This window comes from Halomonas sp. A020 (assembly GCF_027943625.1).
Taxonomy (GTDB): Bacteria; Pseudomonadota; Gammaproteobacteria; order Pseudomonadales; family Halomonadaceae; genus Vreelandella; species Vreelandella piezotolerans.
Genome location: NZ_AP022850.1, coordinates 1602275 through 1623454, shown reverse-complemented (window position 1 = coordinate 1623454; position 21180 = coordinate 1602275). Strand labels below are relative to the sequence as shown.

The 21180-nt window shown below is 58.3% G+C and carries 24 protein-coding genes and 1 other RNA gene; 18 read left to right on the top strand and 7 right to left on the bottom strand.

Going from position 1 to position 21180, the window contains the following annotated elements:
• Window positions 1-225 precede the first annotated feature (225 nt).
• The 3 genes from FRH_RS07585 to FRH_RS07575 are packed head-to-tail and all read left to right on the top strand — an operon-like array spanning window position 226 to window position 3153.
• A complete protein-coding gene (locus FRH_RS07585) occupies window positions 226-1353 on the top strand; it encodes an ABC transporter substrate-binding protein (protein ID WP_219862514.1) in 1128 nt (375 codons plus the stop codon).
• On the top strand, window positions 1343-2410 hold the full coding sequence (locus FRH_RS07580) for an iron ABC transporter permease (RefSeq protein WP_139527959.1): 1068 nt from the start codon (window positions 1343-1345) through the stop codon (window positions 2408-2410). The genes FRH_RS07585 and FRH_RS07580 overlap by 11 nt, the downstream gene beginning before the upstream one ends.
• Window positions 2404-3153, top strand: a complete 750-nt coding sequence (locus FRH_RS07575; RefSeq protein WP_219862512.1) for an ABC transporter ATP-binding protein — start codon at window positions 2404-2406, stop codon at window positions 3151-3153. The genes FRH_RS07580 and FRH_RS07575 overlap by 7 nt, the downstream gene beginning before the upstream one ends.
• Here the strand turns inward: FRH_RS07575 and FRH_RS07570 are convergent.
• The 4 genes from FRH_RS07570 to grpE form a co-directional block, all read right to left on the bottom strand.
• Complete coding sequence (locus FRH_RS07570; RefSeq protein WP_139527957.1) at window positions 3131-4033, bottom strand: DMT family transporter; 903 nt, start codon at window positions 4031-4033, stop codon at window positions 3131-3133. The genes FRH_RS07575 and FRH_RS07570 overlap by 23 nt on opposite strands.
• Before the next feature lie 217 nt (window positions 4034-4250).
• Window positions 4251-5405, bottom strand: coding sequence for a molecular chaperone DnaJ (gene dnaJ, locus FRH_RS07565; RefSeq protein WP_139527956.1), 1155 nt, complete (start codon window positions 5403-5405; stop codon window positions 4251-4253).
• A gap of 109 nt (window positions 5406-5514) precedes the next feature.
• A complete protein-coding gene (gene dnaK, locus FRH_RS07560; RefSeq protein ID WP_219862510.1) occupies window positions 5515-7446 on the bottom strand; it encodes a molecular chaperone DnaK in 1932 nt (643 codons plus the stop codon).
• Window positions 7447-7598: 152 nt separating this feature from the next.
• Window positions 7599-8228: a nucleotide exchange factor GrpE gene (gene grpE, locus FRH_RS07555; protein WP_219862508.1), complete on the bottom strand. Its 630-nt coding sequence runs from the start codon at window positions 8226-8228 to the stop codon at window positions 7599-7601.
• 199 nt (window positions 8229-8427) lie between these two features.
• Here grpE and recN point away from each other — a divergent pair, with 199 nt between their 5' ends.
• On the top strand, window positions 8428-10101 hold the full coding sequence (recN, locus tag FRH_RS07550) for a DNA repair protein RecN (protein WP_153843166.1): 1674 nt from the start codon (window positions 8428-8430) through the stop codon (window positions 10099-10101).
• 130 nt (window positions 10102-10231) lie between these two features.
• Here recN and fur read toward each other — a convergent pair whose 3' ends face one another.
• Window positions 10232-10684: a ferric iron uptake transcriptional regulator gene (fur, locus tag FRH_RS07545; RefSeq protein ID WP_016915905.1), complete on the bottom strand. Its 453-nt coding sequence runs from the start codon at window positions 10682-10684 to the stop codon at window positions 10232-10234.
• Window positions 10685-10756: 72 nt separating this feature from the next.
• Between fur and bamE the strand changes: the two genes are divergently transcribed.
• The gene (gene bamE, locus FRH_RS07540) at window positions 10757-11221 is read left to right on the top strand and encodes an outer membrane protein assembly factor BamE (RefSeq protein ID WP_153843167.1); all 465 of its coding nucleotides are present in this window, start codon (window positions 10757-10759) and stop codon (window positions 11219-11221) included.
• Window positions 11222-11228: 7 nt separating this feature from the next.
• On the opposite strand, the gene FRH_RS07535 is transcribed toward bamE, so the two are convergent.
• Both FRH_RS07535 and FRH_RS07530 read right to left on the bottom strand, forming a co-directional pair.
• Window positions 11229-11540, bottom strand: a complete 312-nt coding sequence (locus FRH_RS07535; RefSeq protein WP_139527951.1) for an RnfH family protein — start codon at window positions 11538-11540, stop codon at window positions 11229-11231.
• Window positions 11530-11964: a type II toxin-antitoxin system RatA family toxin gene (locus tag FRH_RS07530; protein ID WP_139527950.1), complete on the bottom strand. Its 435-nt coding sequence runs from the start codon at window positions 11962-11964 to the stop codon at window positions 11530-11532. Before FRH_RS07530 ends, FRH_RS07535 begins: the two co-directional genes overlap by 11 nt.
• Before the next feature lie 125 nt (window positions 11965-12089).
• Here FRH_RS07530 and smpB point away from each other — a divergent pair, with 125 nt between their 5' ends.
• The 13 genes from smpB to FRH_RS07465 all read left to right on the top strand — a co-directional run bounded on the left by smpB (window position 12090) and on the right by FRH_RS07465 (window position 21080).
• Window positions 12090-12581: an SsrA-binding protein SmpB gene (gene smpB, locus FRH_RS07525; protein WP_062360527.1), complete on the top strand. Its 492-nt coding sequence runs from the start codon at window positions 12090-12092 to the stop codon at window positions 12579-12581.
• Window positions 12582-12625: 44 nt separating this feature from the next.
• Window positions 12626-13005: a transfer-messenger RNA gene (gene ssrA, locus FRH_RS07520) on the top strand.
• A 164-nt stretch (window positions 13006-13169) separates the two neighbouring features.
• On the top strand, window positions 13170-14405 hold the full coding sequence (locus FRH_RS07515) for an integrase arm-type DNA-binding domain-containing protein (protein WP_281998031.1): 1236 nt from the start codon (window positions 13170-13172) through the stop codon (window positions 14403-14405).
• On the top strand, window positions 14402-15235 hold the full coding sequence (locus tag FRH_RS07510; RefSeq protein WP_281998030.1) for a hypothetical protein: 834 nt from the start codon (window positions 14402-14404) through the stop codon (window positions 15233-15235). Before FRH_RS07515 ends, FRH_RS07510 begins: the two co-directional genes overlap by 4 nt.
• Before the next feature lie 92 nt (window positions 15236-15327).
• Window positions 15328-15546, top strand: coding sequence for an AlpA family transcriptional regulator (locus FRH_RS07505; RefSeq protein WP_281998029.1), 219 nt, complete (start codon window positions 15328-15330; stop codon window positions 15544-15546).
• Window positions 15547-15813: 267 nt separating this feature from the next.
• Window positions 15814-16020, top strand: coding sequence for a hypothetical protein (locus FRH_RS07500; RefSeq protein ID WP_281998028.1), 207 nt, complete (start codon window positions 15814-15816; stop codon window positions 16018-16020).
• Window positions 16017-16142 carry a hypothetical protein gene (locus FRH_RS07495; protein WP_281998027.1) on the top strand — a complete coding sequence of 42 codons (126 nt, stop codon included), beginning with the start codon at window positions 16017-16019 and terminating at the stop codon, window positions 16140-16142. The genes FRH_RS07500 and FRH_RS07495 overlap by 4 nt, the downstream gene beginning before the upstream one ends.
• Entirely contained in the window at window positions 16139-16435 is a 297-nt protein-coding gene (locus FRH_RS07490) for a hypothetical protein (protein ID WP_281998026.1), read from the top strand. The genes FRH_RS07495 and FRH_RS07490 overlap by 4 nt, the downstream gene beginning before the upstream one ends.
• The gene (locus FRH_RS07485; RefSeq protein WP_281998025.1) at window positions 16432-16863 is read left to right on the top strand and encodes a hypothetical protein; all 432 of its coding nucleotides are present in this window, start codon (window positions 16432-16434) and stop codon (window positions 16861-16863) included. Before FRH_RS07490 ends, FRH_RS07485 begins: the two co-directional genes overlap by 4 nt.
• Window positions 16860-17114, top strand: coding sequence for a hypothetical protein (locus tag FRH_RS07480; protein WP_281998024.1), 255 nt, complete (start codon window positions 16860-16862; stop codon window positions 17112-17114). The genes FRH_RS07485 and FRH_RS07480 overlap by 4 nt, the downstream gene beginning before the upstream one ends.
• Window positions 17115-17294: 180 nt before the next feature.
• On the top strand, window positions 17295-19142 hold the full coding sequence (locus tag FRH_RS07475) for a replication endonuclease (protein WP_281998023.1): 1848 nt from the start codon (window positions 17295-17297) through the stop codon (window positions 19140-19142).
• Window positions 19139-19495, top strand: a complete 357-nt coding sequence (locus FRH_RS07470; RefSeq protein ID WP_281998022.1) for a hypothetical protein — start codon at window positions 19139-19141, stop codon at window positions 19493-19495. Before FRH_RS07475 ends, FRH_RS07470 begins: the two co-directional genes overlap by 4 nt.
• A gap of 598 nt (window positions 19496-20093) precedes the next feature.
• Window positions 20094-21080, top strand: coding sequence for a hypothetical protein (locus tag FRH_RS07465; RefSeq protein ID WP_281998021.1), 987 nt, complete (start codon window positions 20094-20096; stop codon window positions 21078-21080).
• The last annotated feature ends 100 nt before the right edge of the window (window positions 21081-21180 follow it).

Here is a 21180-nt window from a genome sequence, read left to right as displayed (position 1 = left end):
GTACCCACTAGCGTAATCCTCGCTGTGAAAAGAACCAAGCAACGAATGAGAATTCCTTGCAACGGCCTGTTGCCATCATGCTAATGCTTGGCACTTACCTCGACACCTTTTCTGCTTTAAGGGATAATGCCGGATATGAGAATAGCAATTAACATCAACATCTATGTTTGATTAAACACTCATCGTTAGCGTAGACGCTAAAGAACTCAGGTACTCAATACCACTATGCTGTTACGCCTATCTCTTCCTTTTGTAGGTGCGCTGACGTCTTTCGTTTGCGCGTCGGCCATCGCGGCCCCCATTACGGTTACCGATATTGCTGGCCGACAGATCACTCTAGACGCCCCTGCCGAACGCGTCATCCTAGGTGAAGGCAGACAAATCTACCTGCTCGGCATGCTCGAACCCGATGCACCACTGGCCCACGTGGTGGGCTGGCGAGAAGACTTTTCACAAGCAGACCCTGACAACTACCAACGCTACTTAGAGCGCTTCCCCGAAATGGCGTCGATTCCCACCTTTGGGGGCTTCAAAGATGGTACCTTCGATGTCGAACAAGCAGCATCACTGAATCCCGACCTGATCCTGATGAACATCGAGGCAAAAGCAGCCACCGAGGATGCCGCCTACGATGACAAGCTCGCGGAACTGGATATTCCCATCGTGTACGTGGACTTCCGCGAAGACCCCATCGAGAACACCATTCCATCGATGCGCCTGATCGGCCAGCTGATGAACGACGAGGCCGCTGCCGAGGAGTTCATCACCTTTGCTGAAGCGCAGCTCGCCCGGGTAACGGATGTCATCGAGCAAGCCGACCCCGAACGGCCACGCGTCTTCGTCGACCGTGCAGGCGGCTATTCGGATGAGTGCTGCATGAGCTTCGGCCCTGCCAACTTTGGCGAATACGTGACGTTGGCAGGCGGCATCAATATTGCCGATGGCATCATCCCCGCCAGCTTTGGCAACCTCAACCCCGAGCAAATCATCGCCGCCAACCCGCAGCACGTGGTGGTCACGGGCGGCAGTTGGGATGCCTACGTGCCTGGCGGAGACTGGGTCGGTGTCGGTCCCGGAGCCGACCAGGCGCAGGCCCGGGAAAAACTGCAAGCGCTAACGACCCGCACCGCCATGACCGGCATCGAGGCCGTCGAGACGGGGAATGTGCACGCGATTTGGCACCAGTTCTATAACAGCCCCTACTACTTCGTTGCCGTACAGCAGCTGGCCAAGTGGTTCCATCCCGAGCTGTTTGAAGATTTAGACCCCGAAGCTACCTTGGAAGAGCTTCACGACCGGTTTCTGCCGATCGACTATCAGCCCGGCTACTGGATAACGCTTCATGATGAGTAATGCCAACGTCGCCCACCCAACCGCCGGACGCACGTTCTATCGCGCACAAGTGTGGCGTCGGCAGCTAATTCTGGTGGGCCTGACCCTCGCGCTACTGCTCAGTCTCTGCGTGGATTTAGCGCTCGGCCCCGCCCGCTTCAGCTTGGCAGAGGTGGTGGCTGCGCTGGTGACACCGGATGTCGTCAGCCAGCAAGCGCGGGTCATTTTGTGGGATATTCGTATGCCGGTCGCGCTCATGGCCATCGTCGTGGGGGCTAGCCTCTCGGTGGCGGGCGCGCAGATGCAGACCATCCTCAGCAACCCGCTCGCCAGCCCGTTCACGCTGGGGATATCCGCGGGCGCCAGCTTCGGTGCTGCCCTTGGCTTGGCCTTTGGTGTGGCCATCATCCCCACCGCCATCGAATATGTAGTGCCCATCAACGCGTTTCTGATGGCCATGTTCACCGCGTTTTTGATTCACGCGCTGAGCCTCAAGCGCGGCGTCACCGTGGAAACCATCGTGCTACTCGGCATCGCGATGGTGTTCATCTTCAACTCGCTGATGGCGCTGATTCAGTTCTTTGCCAGCCAAGAGGCCGTGGCGGCCGTCGTGTTCTGGACGATGGGCAGCCTTACCAAAGCCACTTGGCCAAAGTTTTGGATCGCACTCGGCGTGCTCGCCCTGGTAATGCCGCTTTTGGCACGCCACGGTTGGGCGCTCACCGCCATGCGCCTGGGGGATGCCAAAGCGGAGAGCATGGGCGTCAACCCTCGCGCGCTGCGCCTAGAGGTATTGGTGCTCGTGTCGCTGCTGGCCGCCATCGCCGTTGCCTTCGTCGGTACGATTGGCTTCATTGGCCTGGTGGGTCCGCACATTGCTCGTATGCTGCTAGGCGAAGATCAGCGCTTCTTCCTGCCCGGCTCGGCGCTGTGCGGTGCACTGATTCTCTCGGTGGGGTCGGTGCTGTCCAAGATCATCATTCCCGGCACCATCATTCCCATCGGCATCATCACGTCGCTCGTGGGCATTCCCTTCTTCCTTTTCCTCGTGCTCAATCACAAGAAGGCCGCATGGTAACGCTACAGCTCAAGAACGTGTGCGCCCGCTATGGGCGCAAAACCATCGTTCACGACATCACCACGCCCTGCTTTCAAGGCGGGCAAGTCGTGGCGCTGCTTGGCCCCAACGCGGCAGGCAAATCGACGCTGTTCCGTCGTATTCTGGGATTGCTGAAAGGCGGGGGCGACGTGCTCATTTCGAATACCACCGCCGAGCGTCCCGTGGCCTACATGCCCCAGGACACCGGTGCCAGAGCCGTCTTATCGGTGTATGAGTCCGTGCTGCTGGCCCGCATGCAAGGGCGCAGCCTGACGGTACAAGCCGACGACCTTGCCCAAGTGGACAAAGCGCTTGCCGAGCTGAACATTAGCGCGCTGGCCGAGCGTGACATCGGCGATTTGAGCGGCGGCCAGCGCCAGCTAGTGAGCGCTGCCCAGGCGCTGGTGCAGGAGCCTGACATCCTCATGCTGGACGAGCCCACGTCCGCGCTCGATCTCAACCGACAAATTAGCCTGTTGAGCGTACTGAGACGCCTAGCCGACGAGCGGCAAATGCTGATTCTGGTCGCTCTACACGACATTGGCCACGCCCTGCGCTTTACCGATCACGCCATGGTGCTGGAACAGGGTCGACTGATCGCCTGCGGCGCCACGGAGGACGTCATCACCCCGGAGCTACTGCGCGGCGTTTACCGCGTGAACGCTCGCATCGAGGCCTGCTCGAAGGGGCGGCCTCAGCTTATCGTCGAAGAGGCCATTTAAGGCGCTTACCCTCCAGCGCCGCCAATACGACACCGGCCAGCATCAAAGGCAGCGCCAAGAAGAAGTGGTACGAGGCCGGAATATCGAATAACCACCAATCTGCCAACACCGGCCAGAGCAAGGCGAGGTATTCGAACGGCGCTAACCGCGACGCCTCGGCATAGCGAAATGCCAGCGTCATCGCGATATGCGCCGCCCCGCCCAACAGCCCCGCCAGCACGAGCAGGCTCAACACCTCTGGGCGTAACGCTGACCAGCCTAGCGGCAGCGTCGCCAGCCCCGCCAGGGCCGACACCAAAATGAAGTAAAATGCGATAGCGCCCGGCGTTTCCGTTCGCGAAATGCGCCGCACGGTCAGTAACGCGCCCGCCGTCAACACCGCGCTCAGCACCGCCAATAGATAGCCCACCAGCTGGCCCGACTGAGAAGCACCGCCCACGTTCGGCAACACCAGCACGGCCATTCCCCCCATCGCCAGCCCCATCGCGAGCGCACGCACCCACGTAAAGCGCTCGCCCAACAGCAGGACACCGCCTAGTGCCATAAAAATAGGCGTCAACTGCGCCAGCAGCGTGGTCTCTGCTACCGGCAACACCGCCACAGCGGCAAACGAGGCAAACATCGCCGCCGCGCCCAATCCTGAACGCAAGGCATGCCCCAACGGTCGCCGGGTCGCCAACCCCTGAGGAAACTCCCGGCGTAGGGCCAGAAACACCACGATCGGCAGCAGCGCAAACAGCGAACGGAAAAACACCGACTGCCCCACCGGCACCTCATCGCTCACGGCTTTGATACACACCAGCATGCCCGTAAACAGCACCCCCGACAGCACACGCAGCCAAATCCCCAAATAAGGGCGGTCAACAGCATCCAAAGGCATTAGGTGGTTTCCTTCATTCGTCAGCGTCCATCGGTTGATAAGCGGATGCTGTTATTGTGACGTAAGTCGCCTTGGCTTGTCTCACTCAAGCCCCGCGTAGCATCGTCTGCCAGACCCACAGGCCTTGGCGCGGCGGATGGGTCTTCAATGGCATATACATATAAAAAAGCCCCAGCACCGGGGTGCTGGGGCTGTTACTTCAGAGCGCTCTGGGCTCTTACGGCTTCATCTCTTCAAAGAACTTCTTCACGCTGTCGAAGAAACCGGTCTTCTTCGGTGAGTGGCTGTGGCTGTTGCTGCCATCGAAGCTCTCTTGCAGCTGGCGAAGCAGGTCTTTCTGCTCGTCGTTGAGGTTGACGGGCGTTTCCAGCACCACTTTGCACAGCAGGTCGCCGGGGGCGCCGCCGCGAACGGGCTTCACGCCTTTACCACGTAGGCGGAAGAGTTTGCCGGTTTGGGTTTCCGGCGGAATCTTCAGCTTCACGCGACCATCTAGCGTGGGCACTTCCAACTCGCCACCGAGGGCTGCATCGACGAAATTGATCGGCACGTCGCACTGCAGGTGCTTACCGTCACGCTTGAAGATGTGGTGCGGCTTGATGGAAACCTGAACGTACAGATCGCCCGCCGGGCCACCGTTCACGCCGCTCTCGCCTTCGCCGTTGAGACGAATACGGTCGCCGGTATCCACACCCGGCGGAATCTTCACCGAGAGGGTGCGGGTTTCGCGCACGCGGCCTTCGCCGTTACATTTGTGGCACGGCACTTTGATGTGCTGGCCACTGCCGTGACAAGTCGGGCAGGTTTGCTGAACCGCAAAGAAGCCCTGCTGCATGCGTACTTGGCCGTGACCATGGCAGGTCGGGCAGGTCTCTTTGGTGGAGCCCGGCTCGGCGCCGCCACCGTCGCAGCGGTCACACTCGATATGACGCGGGACGCGAATATCCACCGTGGTGCCCGCCACTGCGCTCTCTAGATCCAGCTCTAGGTTGTAGCGCAGGTCGGAACCCCGTGCAGGTGCGTTGGGCCCACGACGACGACCACCGCCGCCACCGAAGATATCGCCAAACACATCGCCGAAGATATCGCTGAAATCGCCAGCGCCGCCGCCACCGAAGCCACCGCCGCCAAAGCCGCCGCCCTGGCCATCCACACCGGCATGGCCGAACTGGTCGTAGGCCGCGCGCTTCTCGCCATCGCTCAGAACTTCGTAAGCTTCCGACACTTCGCGGAATTTTTCCGCTGCGGAGGTATCGTCCGGGTTTCGATCAGGGTGGAATTTTTGCGCCAGACGGCGATAGGCCTTTTTGATCTCTTTCTGATCGGCCCCTTTTTCGACACCCAGGACTTCGTAATAATCGCGTTTGGACATGGGTCCTACGCCTCCTGGTTAGCTACGCACTATAGGCGTCTCGGCCGCGGAAACAGCAACGCGGGAGTTGCCTCCCGCGTCACCGCTTTCCTTGGCAGAAAGAGGTGGGTTACTGCTTCTTCTTGTCGTCGTTGACTTCTTCGTATTCGGCGTCAACCACGTCATCGTCCTGCTTGGTGCTGGCTTCTTCAGCACCTTCACCACCCGCCTGGGCCGCTTCTGCCTGTTCGGCGTACATCTTTTGCGCCAGCTGGCCGGAGACTTCGGTCAGCGCATCCAGTTTCTTCTGGATGTCGTCCTGGTCATCGGTTTTCACCGCTTCTTCCAGTTCGGCGATGGCGTTTTCGATGGCCTGTTTCTCGTCATCGGTGGCCTTATCGCCCGCTTCTTGAACGGTCTTACGGGTGGCGTGAATCATGCCGTCCGCTTGGTTACGCAGCTGTACCAGCGCTTCGAACTTCTTGTCTTCGTCCGCGTGAGCTTCAGCGTCGCGTACCATTTGCTCGATCTCATCATCGGAGAGGCCGCTAGACGCCTTGATGACGATGGACTGCTCTTTGCCGGTCGCCTTGTCTTTGGCAGACACGTTCAGAATACCGTTGGCATCGAGGTCGAACGCCACTTCGATCTGCGGCACACCGCGCGGTGCCGGCGGAATGTCGGCGAGGTCGAAGCGACCCAGCGACTTGTTCTGCGACACTTGCTTACGCTCACCCTGAACGACGTGAATGGTCACGGCGGTCTGGTTGTCATCCGCGGTCGAGAAGGTTTGCGTCTTCTTGGTCGGGATGGTGGTGTTCTTGTCGATCAGCGGCGTCATCACGCCACCCAGGGTTTCGATACCCAGGGTCAGCGGGGTCACGTCGAGCAGCAGTACGTCTTTAACGTCGCCACCCAGAACACCGCCCTGAATCGCAGCACCCACGGCCACTGCTTCGTCCGGGTTCACGTCTTTACGGGCTTCTTTACCGAAGAAGTCTGCCGCTTTCTTCTGAACCATCGGCATACGGGTTTGGCCGCCGACCAGGATCACTTCGTCGATTTCAGACGCGGACAAGCCTGCATCTTTCAGCGCCATCTTGCACGGCTCGAGCGAACGCTGTACCAAGTCTTCGACCAGCGACTCCAGCTTGGCACGGGTCACCTTCACGTTGAGGTGTTTCGGGCCAGTGTTGTCGGCGGTGATGTACGGCAGGTTCACGTCGGTCTGCTGCGCGCTGGAAAGCTCGATCTTGGCTTTCTCGGCGGCTTCTTTCAGACGCTGCATGGCCAGATTGTCACCAGACAAATCGATACCGCTGTCCGACTTGAACTGATCGACCAGATAGTTGATCAGCGCGAGGTCGAAATCCTCACCACCCAGGAAGGTGTCACCGTTGGTTGCCAATACTTCGAACTGCGTTTCGCCATCCACGTCGGCGACTTCGATGATGGAAATATCGAAGGTACCACCACCCAGGTCGTAGACTGCGATGGTTTTGTCGCCACGGGCTTTGTCCATGCCGTAGGCCAGAGCAGCAGCGGTCGGCTCGTTGATGATACGCTTGACGTCTAGACCGGCAATGCGGCCTGCATCTTTAGTAGCCTGACGCTGGCTGTCGTTGAAGTAGGCCGGTACGGTGATGACCGCTTCGGTGACCGCTTCGCCGAGATAGTCTTCGGCGGTTTTCTTCATCTTCTTCAGCACTTCCGCGCTCACCTGCGGCGGTGCCATTTTTTTGCCTTTTACTTCTACCCACGCGTCACCGTTGTCGGCTTCGGCGATTTTGTAGGGCACCATCTTGATGTCTTTTTGAACGACATCGTCTTTGAAGCGACGGCCGATCAGACGCTTGATGGCGTAAAGGGTGTTTTCCGGGTTGGTCACTGCCTGGCGCTTGGCGGCCTGGCCTACCAGGGTTTCGCCGTCGTCGGTGTAAGCAATGATGGAAGGCGTGGTACGACCGCCTTCGGCGTTTTCAATGACTTTAGCGCTGTCACCATCGAGCACGGCCACACAAGAGTTAGTGGTGCCCAGGTCGATACCAATAATGCGTCCCATAGCAAAAACCTCGAATTCGGTTGAAACAAAACTGATGTTTTACGCCGCTGTTACTTACTTGGCGTCTGCGGGTTTTCCCGCGGGTTGCCCTTTATTTGGGGGCCGCTTGCCGCATTTCAAGGGCTTTTTTTGCGGCAATGCGTCAACGCGGCTTAATTCGCTTTTTGGCTGACCACGACCATGGCAGGACGCACGAGGCGGCCGTTCAACAGATAGCCTTTCTGCATCACATCCATCACGGTGTTGGGGTCGAGCTCTGGGTTCGGCACCATCGCCATGGCTTCATGCACCTGTGGATCGAAGGGCTCGCCCTGAGGCTCGATGCTTTCGACGCCAAACTTGTTCAGCACGTCGAGCTGCATCTTGAGGGTCATGGAGACACCTTCGCGATGCGCCTCGGACGCATCGTCCTGCATGCTTTCCAGCGCTTTTTCCAAGCTATCCACCACGGGCAGCAGCTCTTTGACGAACTTCTCCAGGGCAAACTTGCGCGCCTTTTCGGCTTCTTGCTCCGCCCGGCGGCGAACGTTCTGAGCTTCGGCAGCAGCCCGCAGCGCTTGGTCTTTGGCTTCCGCCAGGCTCTGCTCGAGCTCTTCTACCTGAGCGGCCAGCACGTCGGCTTCGGGGCTGCCAGCGCTATCTTCCAGCGGTGCATCGTCATCGATCAGCCCTTCCAGTTCGCCTTCCACCAACCGCTCTTCGGCAGATTGGTCGGTGACCTCTGCTTCCTGCTCTTGGCGTGCCAGCTCATCTTCCAACGGGGTTTGCGGTTCTTTTGCCATGCCTTGCTCCTGAAATAAGTAACGGTGCCGGTGGCGGCCACCTGAGGTAAGTAGCGGGTGTTAACCACGTATGCAGCCTATATGGGGGCCATCAAAGCCATCTCAAGAGGGGCATTGAAGTGAGTTATCGACTACTGTATAAAACAACAATTATTGGATAAGTATCCAGCTTCTGTGCCGCACCGCCTCAGGAGGCCTTATGCTTACGCAGCTAGCGATCCAAGACTATGCGATCGTTGATCGTCTCGAACTCGACCTCACCCGTGGCATGACCGCTATTACGGGGGAAACCGGGGCGGGTAAATCCATTCTGCTGGGTGCCCTGGGGCTCTGCCTGGGCGAGCGCGCCGATGCGGGTAGCGTGCGCCACGGCTGCGAGCGAACCGACCTCTCCGCCCGTTTCGATATCCAGCACCTGCCCGCAGCAGCCGAGTGGCTCGACGCCCGCGAGCTGCCTGCCGATGAGTGTCTCTTGCGTCGCGTGGTTACTGCCAACGGCCGCTCCAAGGCGTGGATCAATGGCCACCCAGCGACCATTGCCGATTTGAAATCCCTCGGTGAACAGCTAATTCAGATTCATGGCCAGCATGCCCACCAAGCCTTGATGCGGGAAGAGACGCACTTGGCGCTACTGGATGACTACGCCGGGCTTCGCGAAGGCAGCCAGCAGCTCACCGAGACGTTCCGCGAGTGGCGCAGTGCCCGCCGTCGGCTGAAAAAACTCAGTGAAGAGGGCAGCGAAGTCGAGGCCAAACGCCAACTGCTGCGCTATCAAGTCGAGGAGCTGGACCAGTTGGGCCTTGCCGAAGGCGAGCTGCAAACCTTGGAAGAGGAGCAGCACACCCTGGCCCACGCCGAAGAGACCCTGCGTGAAACCCAGTTTGCCGCCGACTGCTGCGAAAGCGATGAAGGAGGCGCGCTGTCGCTTCTCAACCAAGCCTACGCCCACCTGAGCGCGCTGCCCGGCAGCGACAAAGGCACGCTGGCCAATACGCTCACCATGTTGAGCGATGCCCGAATTCAAGTCGAAGAGGCCGCTAGCGAGCTGCACCGATTGGCCAGCACCACCGAACTGGACCCAGAGCGACTGGCGTGGGTCGAGGAGCGCATGGGCGACGTACACCGCATTGCCCGTAAGCACCACGTCGCTCCCGAAGAGATTTGCGCGCTGCATGCCCAACTCAAACAAGAGGTGGCGCAGCTCGAAGCCAGCGATGACGATCTAGAAGCCCTCAGCAGTCAAGTGGCCGAGTACCGCGAGCGTTACCGCAGCGAGGCCAAGCAGCTCACCGAAGCACGTCAGAAGGCCGCCGTGCGTCTGGGCAAAGAGGTGCAGCAGCAGTTGGCCTTCTTGGCCATGGGCAAAGCACGTTTCGACGTGGACGTCACCCCGCGCGAAACGCCTTCCCCCGAGGGCTTGGACCATGTGCAATTCCTGATCAGCGCCAACCCGGGCCAACCCGCCCGGCCGCTCACCAAAGTCGCTTCCGGCGGCGAGCTGTCGCGCATCAGCCTGGCCATTCAGGTGGTGGCGGCGTCGCATTCGACGATTCCGAGCTTGGTCTTCGATGAAGTGGACGTGGGTATTTCTGGGGCAACGGCGGAAATCGTCGGCCAACTGCTACGTAAACTAGGCGAAAACGGCCAGGTGATGACCGTGACCCACCTGCCTCAAGTGGCCGCCCAGGCGCACCAGCACCTGCACATCGAAAAGCGCGCCAAGCGAGACACCACACTCACCCACATGGCGCTGCTGGACGAACGCGGCCGGATCAGCGAGCTGGCGCGTATGCTGGGCGGCGTGACGCTGTCCGACCAAACCCTGGCCCATGCGCGGGAAATGCTCCACGCCAGCCAGCGCCCGCCGCACTGAACCTGACGGTTTTCTCTTCAACGACTCACCGAATACAAAACGCCCCCAGAGCACCGGTGAAACATCACGTGCACTCTGGGGGCATTTATTTCACGGCGCGAGACTTAGCAAACCCGCGCTTGATGAGCCACTATTTGCGATTCGTTGGGCCGCTATCCTGGCGTGTTACGTCAGACCCACGAGGGCGAACGTACAGCACCAACGCATGGTCCACGAGTTCGTAGCCGTGCTCTTCGGCGATCTCTTGCTGGCGACGCTCGATGATGTCATCGACGAATTCGATGATCTCACCGCTTTCCAGACACACCATATGGTCATGGTGGTCCTCTTGGGTCATCTCGAAAACCGCGTGACCACCGTCGAAATTGTGACGAATCACAAGGCCCGCCGACTCGAATTGAGTCAATACGCGGTAGACGGTCGCCAAGCCAACATCCTCGCCCGCATCGATCAGTGTTTTATACACTTCTTCTGCGCTAAGGTGGTGTTGGCCCGAAGCATTTTCGAGAATCTGCAGGATCTTGACGCGCGGCAGGGTCACTTTTAGCCCGGCTTTGCGTAGTTCATGGTTCTGATCGGCCATGGTTGCTCTTCGCAGTAACAGGTTAGGTCGGGTATCATCGACCGAAACCACGATAGTGAAGAACAGGCTCAAATGCAAAAATTGACTCGTATCATTACCCTTTCCGTTGCCCTGACCGTCGTTAGTGGCTGCAGCTACGTTGGCGTTTACAAGCGCGACATTCCTCAGGGCAACCTGGTTACTCAAGAGATGGTCAGCCAGCTTCAACCAGGCATGACCCAAGAGCAGGTGACCTATGTCATGGGACGTCCGCTGCTGGAAGCGCCCTTCAATTCTCGCGAGTGGGACTACGTGTATCGCATCGATAAAGCGTACGAAGGCGTGGAACAGCGCCGCGTGACGCTGACGTTCGATAATGCAGGCCGCTTGATGAACATCGAACGAGACGGTGATTTTTCGCGCGACCTGCCGATCAGCACCGACCGGGGTATGGGCCCCGCCGTTGAAGGCGCTGACCCGTTGGATGCGCTGCCCATCCAACGCACGCCCACACCGGAGACGGCCCCCGAACCGCAGCCAATCATTACCGACGAGTGAGGCAGGACTACTGTCCTTTGGCCTGACGTTTGGCCCGCTCTAATCGGGCCGCTTTTGGATCGATCTGCAGTGGGCGGTAGACCTCGACACGATCGCCCTCGCGTAACGCCTCTTTCTCTGGGTGGCGAATCGCCTTACCAAAAATACCCAGCGGCGCCTGTGTAAAGGTATCGCTGGGCACTTCTTGGAACAGGCTAGGCAAATCGGCCAATGACACTGCTTGCCGTGCGGTGGTCCCTTCCGGCACCGTCAGCGCGACGATACGCTGCTTGTGCGGCAACGCGAAGGCAACTTCAACGTTTAGCTGTTTAACGGCCATACATCTCGTCAGCACGCTTGGTGAACGCGTCGACCAACTGCCCGGCAATTTGTTGGAATAGCTTGCCAAACGCCATACTGAGTAGCTTGTTGGCAAATACGAACTCCATCTCCAGACTCACCTTGCAGGCGTCCGCACCCATGGGCGTGAATAACCAGCGCCCTTTTAGCTGCTTGAACGGCCCTTTCACAAGCGACAGCTCGATCCGCTCGGGCGCATACAAGTCATTACGCGTGGTAATGGTTTGTTCCACGCCTGCGCGTCCTAGCGTCATTTCGCCAATCAGGTGATCGGCGTCGTGCTCGAGCAAACGCGCTCGACGGCACCCCGGCAGGAACTCGGGGTAGCGTTCGAAGTCATTGACCAAATCGAACATTTGCTGGGGGGTGTGCCGCACCAAGGCGGTACGATTGACGGTTGGCATTGACCTCTCCGCTGACTTCACAGTGCCCAGAGCGTATCATGGGAAACATTTTTTCAGACCTTGAATGGTATCACGCCTCCCCACATAACGAAGGGGTGCTACTGACAGATCAACGATGAGGTTCCATGGCCACGAAAAAAGGTAACAGCAAGGGCCCCGGCAGCAGTGTCATCGCCCAGAACAAGAAGGCACGGTTTGAGTACCATATCGACGAAACCTTCGAAGCGGGCTTGGCGCTGGCAGGCTGGGAAGTCAAAAGCCTGCGCGCGGGTAAAGCGCAGCTCACCGACACCTACATTTTGATTCGCAACGGCGAAGCCTTCCTGCTGGGAAGTCATATCATGCCGCTGAACACGGCCAGCACTCATGAAATCGCCGACCCCACTCGCACGCGCAAACTGCTGCTGCACCGTAAAGAGATTGCCAAGATTTTCTCGGTCACACAGGACAAAGGCCACACCTGCGTGCCGCTCAAGCTCTACTGGAAGCGTAACAAGGTGAAGTGCGAGCTAGCGCTGGTGACCGGTAAGAAAATCCACGACAAGCGAGCTACCGAGAAAGACCGCGACTGGAACCGCCAAAAAGGTCGGATTATGCGGGAACATAACAAGGCATAACTGGTCAATTCGTTGTGAGCACGTTAGACTACGGCTCTGACTTAGGGGGCGACATGGTTTCGACGCCGGTGACAAACCCTGCGGTGCATGCCGAGAGCGTGATGTATCTCGTAAATACCACATCACGAAAAATAGTCGCAAACGACGAAAACTACGCTCAAGGCGCGCTGGCAGCTTAAACCCTGCTAGCTTCTTGTCTGGCCCCAAGGTGATGTGCCTATTCATCACTGCGGGGATATGAGCTAAAGCTGATAGGACCGCGGTTGGCGGTGTCTTCTCGTCAACCGTTAAACTTTAGAAGGCTCGCGTGGCTGAATCCTGACCGTCGGAGTCAGTCGCGCTAAAGCAAATGACGGAATCTAAGCATGTAGAGCCAATGGGCGCGTGCTGGCGGACGCGGGTTCAATTCCCGCCGCCTCCACCACACAAGGGTTTCAAGAGTTTTCAAAACCTCCCATAAACCCAGCAATGAAGCGCCTCCGGGCGCTTTTTTGTTGTCAGGAGTTTTCACCTGATACCTTGACATGCCCCCACCACAGGGGGCATATCTGGGGGCACCATGAGCCTTCACCGATGAGGTGCCCCCAAATGGCCCACGTTAGCAACAAGCTGTCGGCTACCGCCGTGCGCAGCGCCAAACCCCAAGAGAAAACCTACCGCCTTACCGATGGTGGGGGCATGTATCTTGAAGTTACCCCAACTGGGGGCACCTACTGGCGCATGAAGTACCGCTTCCACGGCAAGGAAAAGCGCTTAGCGATTGGCGTATATCCAGAAGTAAGCCTTGCCGCCGCCAGAGACGCCCGCGACCAAGCCCGCAAGCTGCTAGCACAAGGGTTAGACCCCAGCACCACCAAGCGTGTAACCAAGGAGCTTGGCAAGACAGCCTCTGAAAACACCTTTAAGGCGGTGGCCACTGAATGGCTTGAGCATATCCACCGCCATGAAGTGGTACCCGACCACTACAAGCGCAACAAGTCACGCTTAACCCGTGACGCCTTCCCAGCGCTGGGCCATCGGCCAATTACCGACATAACCCCACCCGAACTGCTGGAATGCCTGCGCAAAATTGAGAAGCGCGGCCACCTGGAAACCGCCCACCGGGTTAAAACGCTGTGCGGGCAAGTATTCCGCTACGCTATTTCTACGGGCCGTGCTGAACGCGACCTAACCCCCGATCTGAAAGGCGCACTCCGCACCCCAAAGACCAACCACCATGCAGCGATCACCGACCCGGCAGAGCTTCCCCCACTGTTGAACGCTATCGACGGTTACGGCGGTATGCCCGTTACCATTACTGCGCTCAAGTTATCGCCATTGGTATTTGTGCGCCCTGGTGAGCTGCGCCAAGCCCGCTGGGAAGATATCGACTTTGAAAGCGAGGAATGGGCCTTCAAACCCAGCAAAAACGCTGATCCGCTGATAGTGCCCCTACCCCGCCAAGCCATCGACATGCTGGCAGAGCTTTACCGTCTAACGGGCCGGGGTGAATACGTGTTTCCTGGTGCCCGGAGTAGCAAGCGCCCAATGAGCAACACCACCATCAAAGCGGCACTTGACCGCATGGGCTTCAAGGGTGAAATGACCGCCCACGGTTTCCGTGCCATGGCTCGCACGATCTTGGCAGAGCGCCTTGGCTACCCAGAGCAGTACATAGAGCAGCAGCTAGCCCACAAGGTGAGAGACAGCAACGGACGCGCCTATAACCGCACCACGCACTTAGAACAGCGCCGGGAAATGCTGCAAAGCTGGGCCGATTACCTAGACGCCCTGCGCGATGGCCCAAGCAACGTGGTGCCGATCTACAAAGGGGCTAGGGCATGAAAAATCAAGGCGGGTGCTATGTAGTAAAGAACGGGGTAAAGACTCAGGTAAAAGCCCCCACTAAAGACAATTTCAGAGAGGTTTATAGCGAAGAGGAAGAAGCCAAAGACAACGCATTGGTGGAGCAGGTACTCGATGCTTTAAGGGCACTGGAAAAGCGAGCTGAAGAGCTAAAGCCCGGCATCACAAACGACCCTGATAATGCTTTGCCTGAGCTAGCAGGGCGCTGGAAATATGATGGCTTTCCCAAAGTAGGGCTGGCTATGCTTCATCGAATGATGGTTAAGGGCGGTAGCGATTTATTGGGGGCAGCTACTGCTTGGGAGATCCATCGAGATGCTATTAAGAAGGCTCGCAGTTTTTATCATGCCGAACTCTCCGACCAGCCCCTAAGGCTAGCGCTATGGGAGAACGGTTGTTCACACACGCACGGCTTTCCCCATTCATCTTCAAGCGCTGAAGCTATTGAAAATAGCTTTAGCAACTTCTACAAGCTAGAAACCACGTATTTCGGTGAAGAAGCTCTAAAACCAAACGACAAAAACGAAGTAGCAAAGGCGGCAAAGGATCGCAAAAAGAAAGAAAAGGAAGAGGAAAAAACCAAGCTGGCCAACCTGTTTTTCAACTTGTACCGGACAGACCCAAGGTACTCTAAAGCAGGCCCTGGCTATGAAGAAGCCGCCGAAGAACTACAGAAACAGGGAATATACGTTAGCGGGGGTACGATAAAGAAAGCCGTCGAACAATCCGATAACTCCATATGGGGAGACTTCCGTGCTTGGGGAATCCCTACCAGCACAATAAAAGCAAAAAAGAAAGGTAAAAAATAAGCCTAAAACTGTAAAAAGTTTACCGCGATAAAAGAAATCGTTGTCGCCATCCTTCTAGCCATGCCCCATAAGCAACCAAAGGAGCTAAAGGCATGGCTACCCCTACCAAACCAACGTCGAACCTGATCCGCTTTCCCGTTGTCCGTGAAAAAACCGGGATGAGCACAACAGGTGTTTATCGTGGCATGGAGCGCGGCGACTTTCCGAAACCCGTTCGCATTGGGCCACGCGCCGTAGCCTGGGTAGAGTCGGAAATAGACGAGTGGATCGAGCAGCGCATCGAAGCGAGCCGCCAAGAGGGGGTCGCCTGAATGTTGACCGCGCACACGCCTACCCGCTATGCTCACCTCGCTGGCGCAAAATCGCCAGCCGACCTTGGCCGGTCGAGTCAATCAAGGCGCACCAGCGCCCCCAATGACGGCGCTTTTTTTGTGCCCGTCAGTTATGGCGGCTGTGCGTGGGACACCTTCGGGTGTGCCGGTTTCCTTGATTACCGGTCGGCCAACCCGCGTACAGTCGCCCCCATCCGATGCTTGGCCGCATCCGGGGACGACTCCACTAATCAAGGAGTCACACCCATGGGATTACTACGCCTATCCCACACCCCTGCACACAGTGCATCCAGCCGCGCCGCTGCCCATCGCGCCATGGCGAAAGCCGCCTTGTTCGCCGATTCAAGCACGCGCACCCGCCTGAAGCGTTACAACCACCACATTGAAAAAGCCCAACAGCTAGAAGCCCGCGCCCTAGAGACTGCCAAGCGCAGCGTGGGGGCCGTGTCATGAAGTTAACCACCCCACAGCTAAAGCGCTTGCTTGAACTGCCCGCGCCTTTCCGCACCGACCCCATCACCAAGCTCACCATTGAGCAGGCACTAAGCCGCGTGCGTAGTGAGGTGCTGTCGTGAGCCATTGTCACATACCCCAACCCTACCGGGACGCCCTCGCCCATATTCAAGCGCTGGCGCTTACGACCAGCACCCAAGGCAGCTATTGGGTTAGCGTCGATTTTTCGGGCGTGCTGCTTCAACTGAATGTCAGCGTTAGCCGCTGTGCTGACCTGCACAACCCCACCGCCGTTTCTCAGACTTACAGCGTGTATTTGCCCCCATGCCAACGCGCCCCGCATGACGCGCTTGAACAGCTTCAAGCCATTGCCCGCAATCTGGAAGCGCTGCTTCCTGGGGCGGTGGCGGCATGAGCTATTTAAAACACTACACCAGCCTAGTGCGGCTCCCCCAGATACTGAACAGCGGCCAACTGCTGCCCCACATGGATGGCCACGTTGAAAAGTCTGTTGTGTGGTTGTCATCGGATTCCTTTTGGGAGCCTACCGCTACTAAGCCATGCCGGACTGACAACGCCCTGGTAAACCTCAAATTCTGGGAATACCGCGACCTGTTCGGCTGCATCCGCTTTGCCTTGCCTGCCGACGATAGCCGCCTGCTGACATGGCGCGACGTTTGCGAGCAAGTGGGCCTGTCCCGTGTCGAGCGTCGAAAGCTGGAAGCCGACGCCCGCAAGCGCGGTGGCGACCCTAAGCAGTGGTTTGCTGTGCCCGCCGCAATCCCCCTTGCAGATATGTCCCTGGAAATACTCAGCATCAATGAGTGGAGAACTGTGTCATGACCTACCCAAGCGCATCGTTTGAAAAGCAACTGGCAGAGATCCGCGACATTGCCCAAGCCCATGAGCGCCTAGCCGAAATCATGGGGGATATTAATTACCTGGGGCAAGGCATTACAGAACAGCAAGGTGAGGCTTGGTCAGTGGCGTTCCGCTGCATGGGTAAGCGGGAGGCTGATATGGCCCAAGACCTGCTAGAGCAAAGCATCGAAGGTGACGACGATGAGCAGGAAGAGGGCCGCGATGCTGACTAGCACCCATGAAAAAGCCCAGCGCAATGGCTGGGCCTTCTCCGCGCCGCTGACCAAAGCAAACGCTAAACCTGAGAATAGCACACGGCATGGGGCACGCCTATGCCTTGCTGATCCATGCCAACCCGCTGGGGTTGGCGCTGGCGCAGAGAAGTCACGCCCGGCAAGTGGCAAGGGGGCGATATGACCAGCCACGCCGCCTTTATTGATCGACAAGCCCTTGCTGATTCGCTGCTGAGCTGTGGCCCGTGGAAGTGTAGCAACGACGATCAAGCCTTGATCGACCACGCCACCGCCCAAGCCCGCGCCGTTGAGCTGGAAACCGCACGGCTCAACGACCCTATCTACGCGCTACAACGCGCCCGCCGCCGTGCCACCCAGCATCATCTAACCCCGCCCACGGGATATACCTGCACCGGGGAGCTGTTGCGGCTCGCTTGCCCATTGTGGTGGCGTCGGCAGCTTCGCCGCTTAACCAGCCGCCGCCGTGAGCAGCGGCAACGGCTGTTAGGCCGTACCCAGAAACGGGCGGGTATCTACGTGAGCAACGAAGGCTACCGCCGCCGTATCGACCAAGCCACCCGAAATGCTCGCCTGCTGGAAGCGATCACCGCCACCAACCAAGAGGGCGACCAGTACACGCTGGCAGAACTAACAGAGCTTGGCCTGGCTAACCCTGAGTTTCGGCGGGCAGAGCTAATGCTGCGCATTGCTGATACTGAGCGGGAAGCCGACCGGGCCGCGCATTGCGGCATGTTCTACACCATCACCACCCCTAGCCGCTTTCACCCGGTACGCCAGAACGCTAGCCTCAACCATAAATACGCTGGCGCTGACCCGCGTGAAGCACAAGCCTACCTGCAAAACCAATGGGCCAAGGCCCGCGCCAAGCTAAAGCGTGAAGGCTTGGGTATTTACGGCATCCGGGTAGCTGAGCCCCACCACGATGGCACCCCTCATTGGCACCTGCTGATATGGATGCGCCCAGAAGATGAAGCCCGCATCACCGGGGTTTTACGCCGCTATGCCCTGGAAGATTCACCGGAAGAGGTAGCCCATAACACCAGCATCCGATTTAAAGCGGTCAAGATCGACCGACGCAAAGGGAGCGCAGCGGGTTACGTGGCTAAGTACGTGGCGAAGAACATCAACGGTAAGCAGCACAACCGCCAAGGCGTGTCGGGCGATAACCTCGACCACTACGGCCAACCACTCGAAACCAGCGCCCCCCGCATAGAAGCATGGGCGGCCTGTTGGGGTATCCGTCAATTTCAGTTTGTGGGCCTGCCTTCCGTCACGGTATGGCGTGAGGTGCGCCGCCTCAAGGATGAGCAGCGCGTTGCTGACTGGGAAGCCGCCACTCGGCCAGAGCCAGAAGCCGCCGCGATACTGGATGCCATACGCAAGGCGGCCATTGCTGGCGCTTGGGATAAATACCTTCACCTGATGGGCGGGCCGATGCAGCCCCGCGCCGCTGCCCCTATTCGCCCATGGCGTGTGGTGCGCCAAACCGTTGATCCCGCCAACATCAACCCCATGAGCGGCGAATGGTCAAGCGACACGCTAGGGCGCTATGGGGAACCCATGGCCAGCACCTGGGGCTTGGTGGTCAGCAGCCAGCTAGGGGAAACGGAATACCTTACCCGGTACTACCGCTGGACGTTTGAGCGAAAAGGTGAAGCGGCCGGGGTTGATTTTCAGCGCGTAGGCGAAGCCGCAGCGCCTTGGACTGGTGTCATTAACTGTACGCAAACCACCCCCAAAAGCACGCTTGATGATTGGGAGTGGCATATCACCGAGTCGTTTAGGCGCATGTTCCCACCCCTGCCAAGGGAGCGGGTAAACCGCATCCAACAGCAAGCCGCCATAGATGCCCACCACTACCGCGTTATGTCCGTTAAGCGACGCCTTGAACATGAAGAGCGCGAGCGCTTGCGGGCCACTATCGAGGAAGGCCGTGAGCTGGTTCTTGATTGGCTGTTGGATGGGGAGCTGTCACTTGCTGATATTCCACCGGGGGTATTTGCATGAACGGCGACGCCTTACTTGCACGCATTGCCCAACTGCAAGCCAGCGCGGGTGCTTCCCGATCGCAAGGCAAGCCCGGTACGCGCCCACGACAACACCCACGGCGTGCAACCGTGACCACCCGCATAGAGCCATGGCTGGCGCTGATAGAGAAGCGGTGTGGCCTGCTGGCAGAGGATCGTCGCTTTATTCGCCTACGGCTGGCCACCCGGCAGCCCGGCGATGCCATGCAACTAGCCGAAGGGTATAGCGCTGCCTGGGAGCAAGCCGCCATGCAGGAACAGCGCACCCACGTTAAGAACAACGCGGGCCGTCAAGCGGCTAACCGCTGGCTAAAACGGCAGCTTGAGCAATGAGCATTCTAGCAGCGGGGTTAAAAGGGTATGGCTTGCAGTGGCTTAACGGTGGCCACGCTTGCTAATGACCTGTTGCAGGCTATCAGGCTGTACAGCAGCCCCTAATAAAAACCTAGGTTCTTCTGGCGGCCAACGCCCTGAGCCACGGGGGCAGGCAGCCCCGGATTTCGGGAATTTTTCGGCTACCCAGCGTGTACCACCGCAGGTGGGCAGTATTCGCGCAGCGGTGCGGTTTATCACCTGTGCGACCTGTACAACGGCCCCGGCTAACTCAGGCCCTGCATGTACAGGTGGCCTTCCTAGAAATGACCACATCAACGCGACACCACTCACCAACAAAGGCCAGCGCTTAGGGCTGCCGGGAGGTGACGAAATGCGATAGCCCAACACTCACCAAAAGCCCCAATAAGGCCCGATTAAGGGCAAATAAAAGTGATACGAAAATGAAGAAACGCGGTTCCCAGATTTACCCAACCCAGCAGCGGCGCGCTGAGCTGGCGCGAATGCTCAACGAAATGGCCAGCGCTGGCGACGTTAACGCCGCTGGCTGGCTGTTGCTGTTATCTGAGATTAAACAACCCAAAAGTGAGGTAACCCAGTGAACGATAATCTAAACACCTGGAAAGCATGGCTTGAACAACAACAGCAAGCACAAAAGGCAGTAAATGCTGCCACTGCCAAAGCGTCAGATGCTCGGCACCAACTGGAGACCGCTGAACGGCATCTCACATATTTGACCCGGCAGGAGAGTCCACACGGTCTAATCATTGCCGATCCAGCTACCCCTGAGCAGGTTCAGAAGGTGACGGAGCACCTCGCTAAAAAATTGGAGCGTAGTGCTACACATCGTGATGACGCTATTCGCCAAGAGCTACACCACACCTTGAGCAAGCTTAAGCAGGCGCGTGCCCGCTTTGAAGAACATCAAGCCACCCATGCTGAATGCAGCGAAGCACAAACGCAGACAGAAAAAGTACTGGCTGATGCTGTAAAAGCGAGGCCAGACGCTTCGCCGCAGGCATTGGAGGCAGTTACTCAGGCAATGGCAGACCTCCAACAGCGTGTCGATAAGATCAACGCCACGGTTGCAGCCATGAAAGATAGCGATTGCATCGCCGCCGATTTGGAAGCCCAAGCCCTAAGCGCTGCCGAAGAAGTAGAGCGCCTTGAAGCAAGCGCTTTGCTAGGCGAGGTAGACGAAGCCGCCAAGGGGCAGGCCAACACCACGCTAGCAAAAGCTCGTAAGGCTGCCGAGAAAGCAGCCGAACAGGCAGATAAGCAAGCCGCCGCCCGCCGTGGGTTGAATAAAATGCGTGACGATCTTCAAGCCGATCTGAGCAAGCTGGAAAGCCTGCACCGTGGCGTAGGTTATGAAGTTGGCAAGGCCGCTATGGCTAAAGCAGAACGTGACCTGTTGGACGCTATCGAGGCAGCAGGCTTGCAAGATCGTCTGACCGCTCTAAACGCCGCCCGCGATCAAGCAAGCTTCTACGCACCGGAGGGCACCGGGTACAGCAGCGCTCATATTGAGATGAAGTTGTCTCATTTTTACATGGTGGCCGCACCTGAGCGCCTGGAATACTAACCCTTAAGTTAATGACCGAAGCCGTGAGGGGCTAACCCTTCACGGCTTTTTCATGCCCCGCGCTGGCGCTCGCACTCGCCAGAAAATTAAAAGGTACTCC

Excerpts from the sequence above, each read along its gene's own strand:
- FRH_RS07515 (WP_281998031.1), top strand. The coding sequence starts at position 13,170 with ATGGCCCACGTTAGCAACAAGCTGTCGGCTACCGCCGTGCGCAGCGCC.
- FRH_RS07580 (WP_139527959.1), top strand. The coding sequence starts at position 1,343 with ATGATGAGTAATGCCAACGTCGCCCACCCAACCGCCGGACGCACGTTC.
- dnaJ (WP_139527956.1), bottom strand. The coding sequence starts at position 5,405 with ATGTCCAAACGCGATTATTACGAAGTCCTGGGTGTCGAAAAAGGGGCC.
- FRH_RS07470 (WP_281998022.1), top strand. The coding sequence starts at position 19,139 with ATGAACGGCGACGCCTTACTTGCACGCATTGCCCAACTGCAAGCCAGC.
- FRH_RS07505 (WP_281998029.1), top strand. The coding sequence starts at position 15,328 with ATGGCTACCCCTACCAAACCAACGTCGAACCTGATCCGCTTTCCCGTT.
- smpB (WP_062360527.1), top strand. The coding sequence starts at position 12,090 with ATGGCCACGAAAAAAGGTAACAGCAAGGGCCCCGGCAGCAGTGTCATC.
- FRH_RS07530 (WP_139527950.1), bottom strand. The coding sequence starts at position 11,964 with ATGCCAACCGTCAATCGTACCGCCTTGGTGCGGCACACCCCCCAGCAA.
- fur (WP_016915905.1), bottom strand. The coding sequence starts at position 10,684 with ATGGCCGATCAGAACCATGAACTACGCAAAGCCGGGCTAAAAGTGACC.
- FRH_RS07535 (WP_139527951.1), bottom strand. The coding sequence starts at position 11,540 with ATGGCCGTTAAACAGCTAAACGTTGAAGTTGCCTTCGCGTTGCCGCAC.
- FRH_RS07480 (WP_281998024.1), top strand. The coding sequence starts at position 16,860 with ATGACCTACCCAAGCGCATCGTTTGAAAAGCAACTGGCAGAGATCCGC.
- FRH_RS07485 (WP_281998025.1), top strand. The coding sequence starts at position 16,432 with ATGAGCTATTTAAAACACTACACCAGCCTAGTGCGGCTCCCCCAGATA.
- grpE (WP_219862508.1), bottom strand. The coding sequence starts at position 8,228 with ATGGCAAAAGAACCGCAAACCCCGTTGGAAGATGAGCTGGCACGCCAA.
- FRH_RS07575 (WP_219862512.1), top strand. The coding sequence starts at position 2,404 with ATGGTAACGCTACAGCTCAAGAACGTGTGCGCCCGCTATGGGCGCAAA.
- FRH_RS07500 (WP_281998028.1), top strand. The coding sequence starts at position 15,814 with ATGGGATTACTACGCCTATCCCACACCCCTGCACACAGTGCATCCAGC.
- recN (WP_153843166.1), top strand. The coding sequence starts at position 8,428 with ATGCTTACGCAGCTAGCGATCCAAGACTATGCGATCGTTGATCGTCTC.
- bamE (WP_153843167.1), top strand. The coding sequence starts at position 10,757 with ATGCAAAAATTGACTCGTATCATTACCCTTTCCGTTGCCCTGACCGTC.
- FRH_RS07510 (WP_281998030.1), top strand. The coding sequence starts at position 14,402 with ATGAAAAATCAAGGCGGGTGCTATGTAGTAAAGAACGGGGTAAAGACT.
- dnaK (WP_219862510.1), bottom strand. The coding sequence starts at position 7,446 with ATGGGACGCATTATTGGTATCGACCTGGGCACCACTAACTCTTGTGTG.
- FRH_RS07495 (WP_281998027.1), top strand. The coding sequence starts at position 16,017 with ATGAAGTTAACCACCCCACAGCTAAAGCGCTTGCTTGAACTGCCCGCG.
- FRH_RS07475 (WP_281998023.1), top strand. The coding sequence starts at position 17,295 with ATGACCAGCCACGCCGCCTTTATTGATCGACAAGCCCTTGCTGATTCG.
- FRH_RS07585 (WP_219862514.1), top strand. The coding sequence starts at position 226 with ATGCTGTTACGCCTATCTCTTCCTTTTGTAGGTGCGCTGACGTCTTTC.
- FRH_RS07570 (WP_139527957.1), bottom strand. The coding sequence starts at position 4,033 with ATGCCTTTGGATGCTGTTGACCGCCCTTATTTGGGGATTTGGCTGCGT.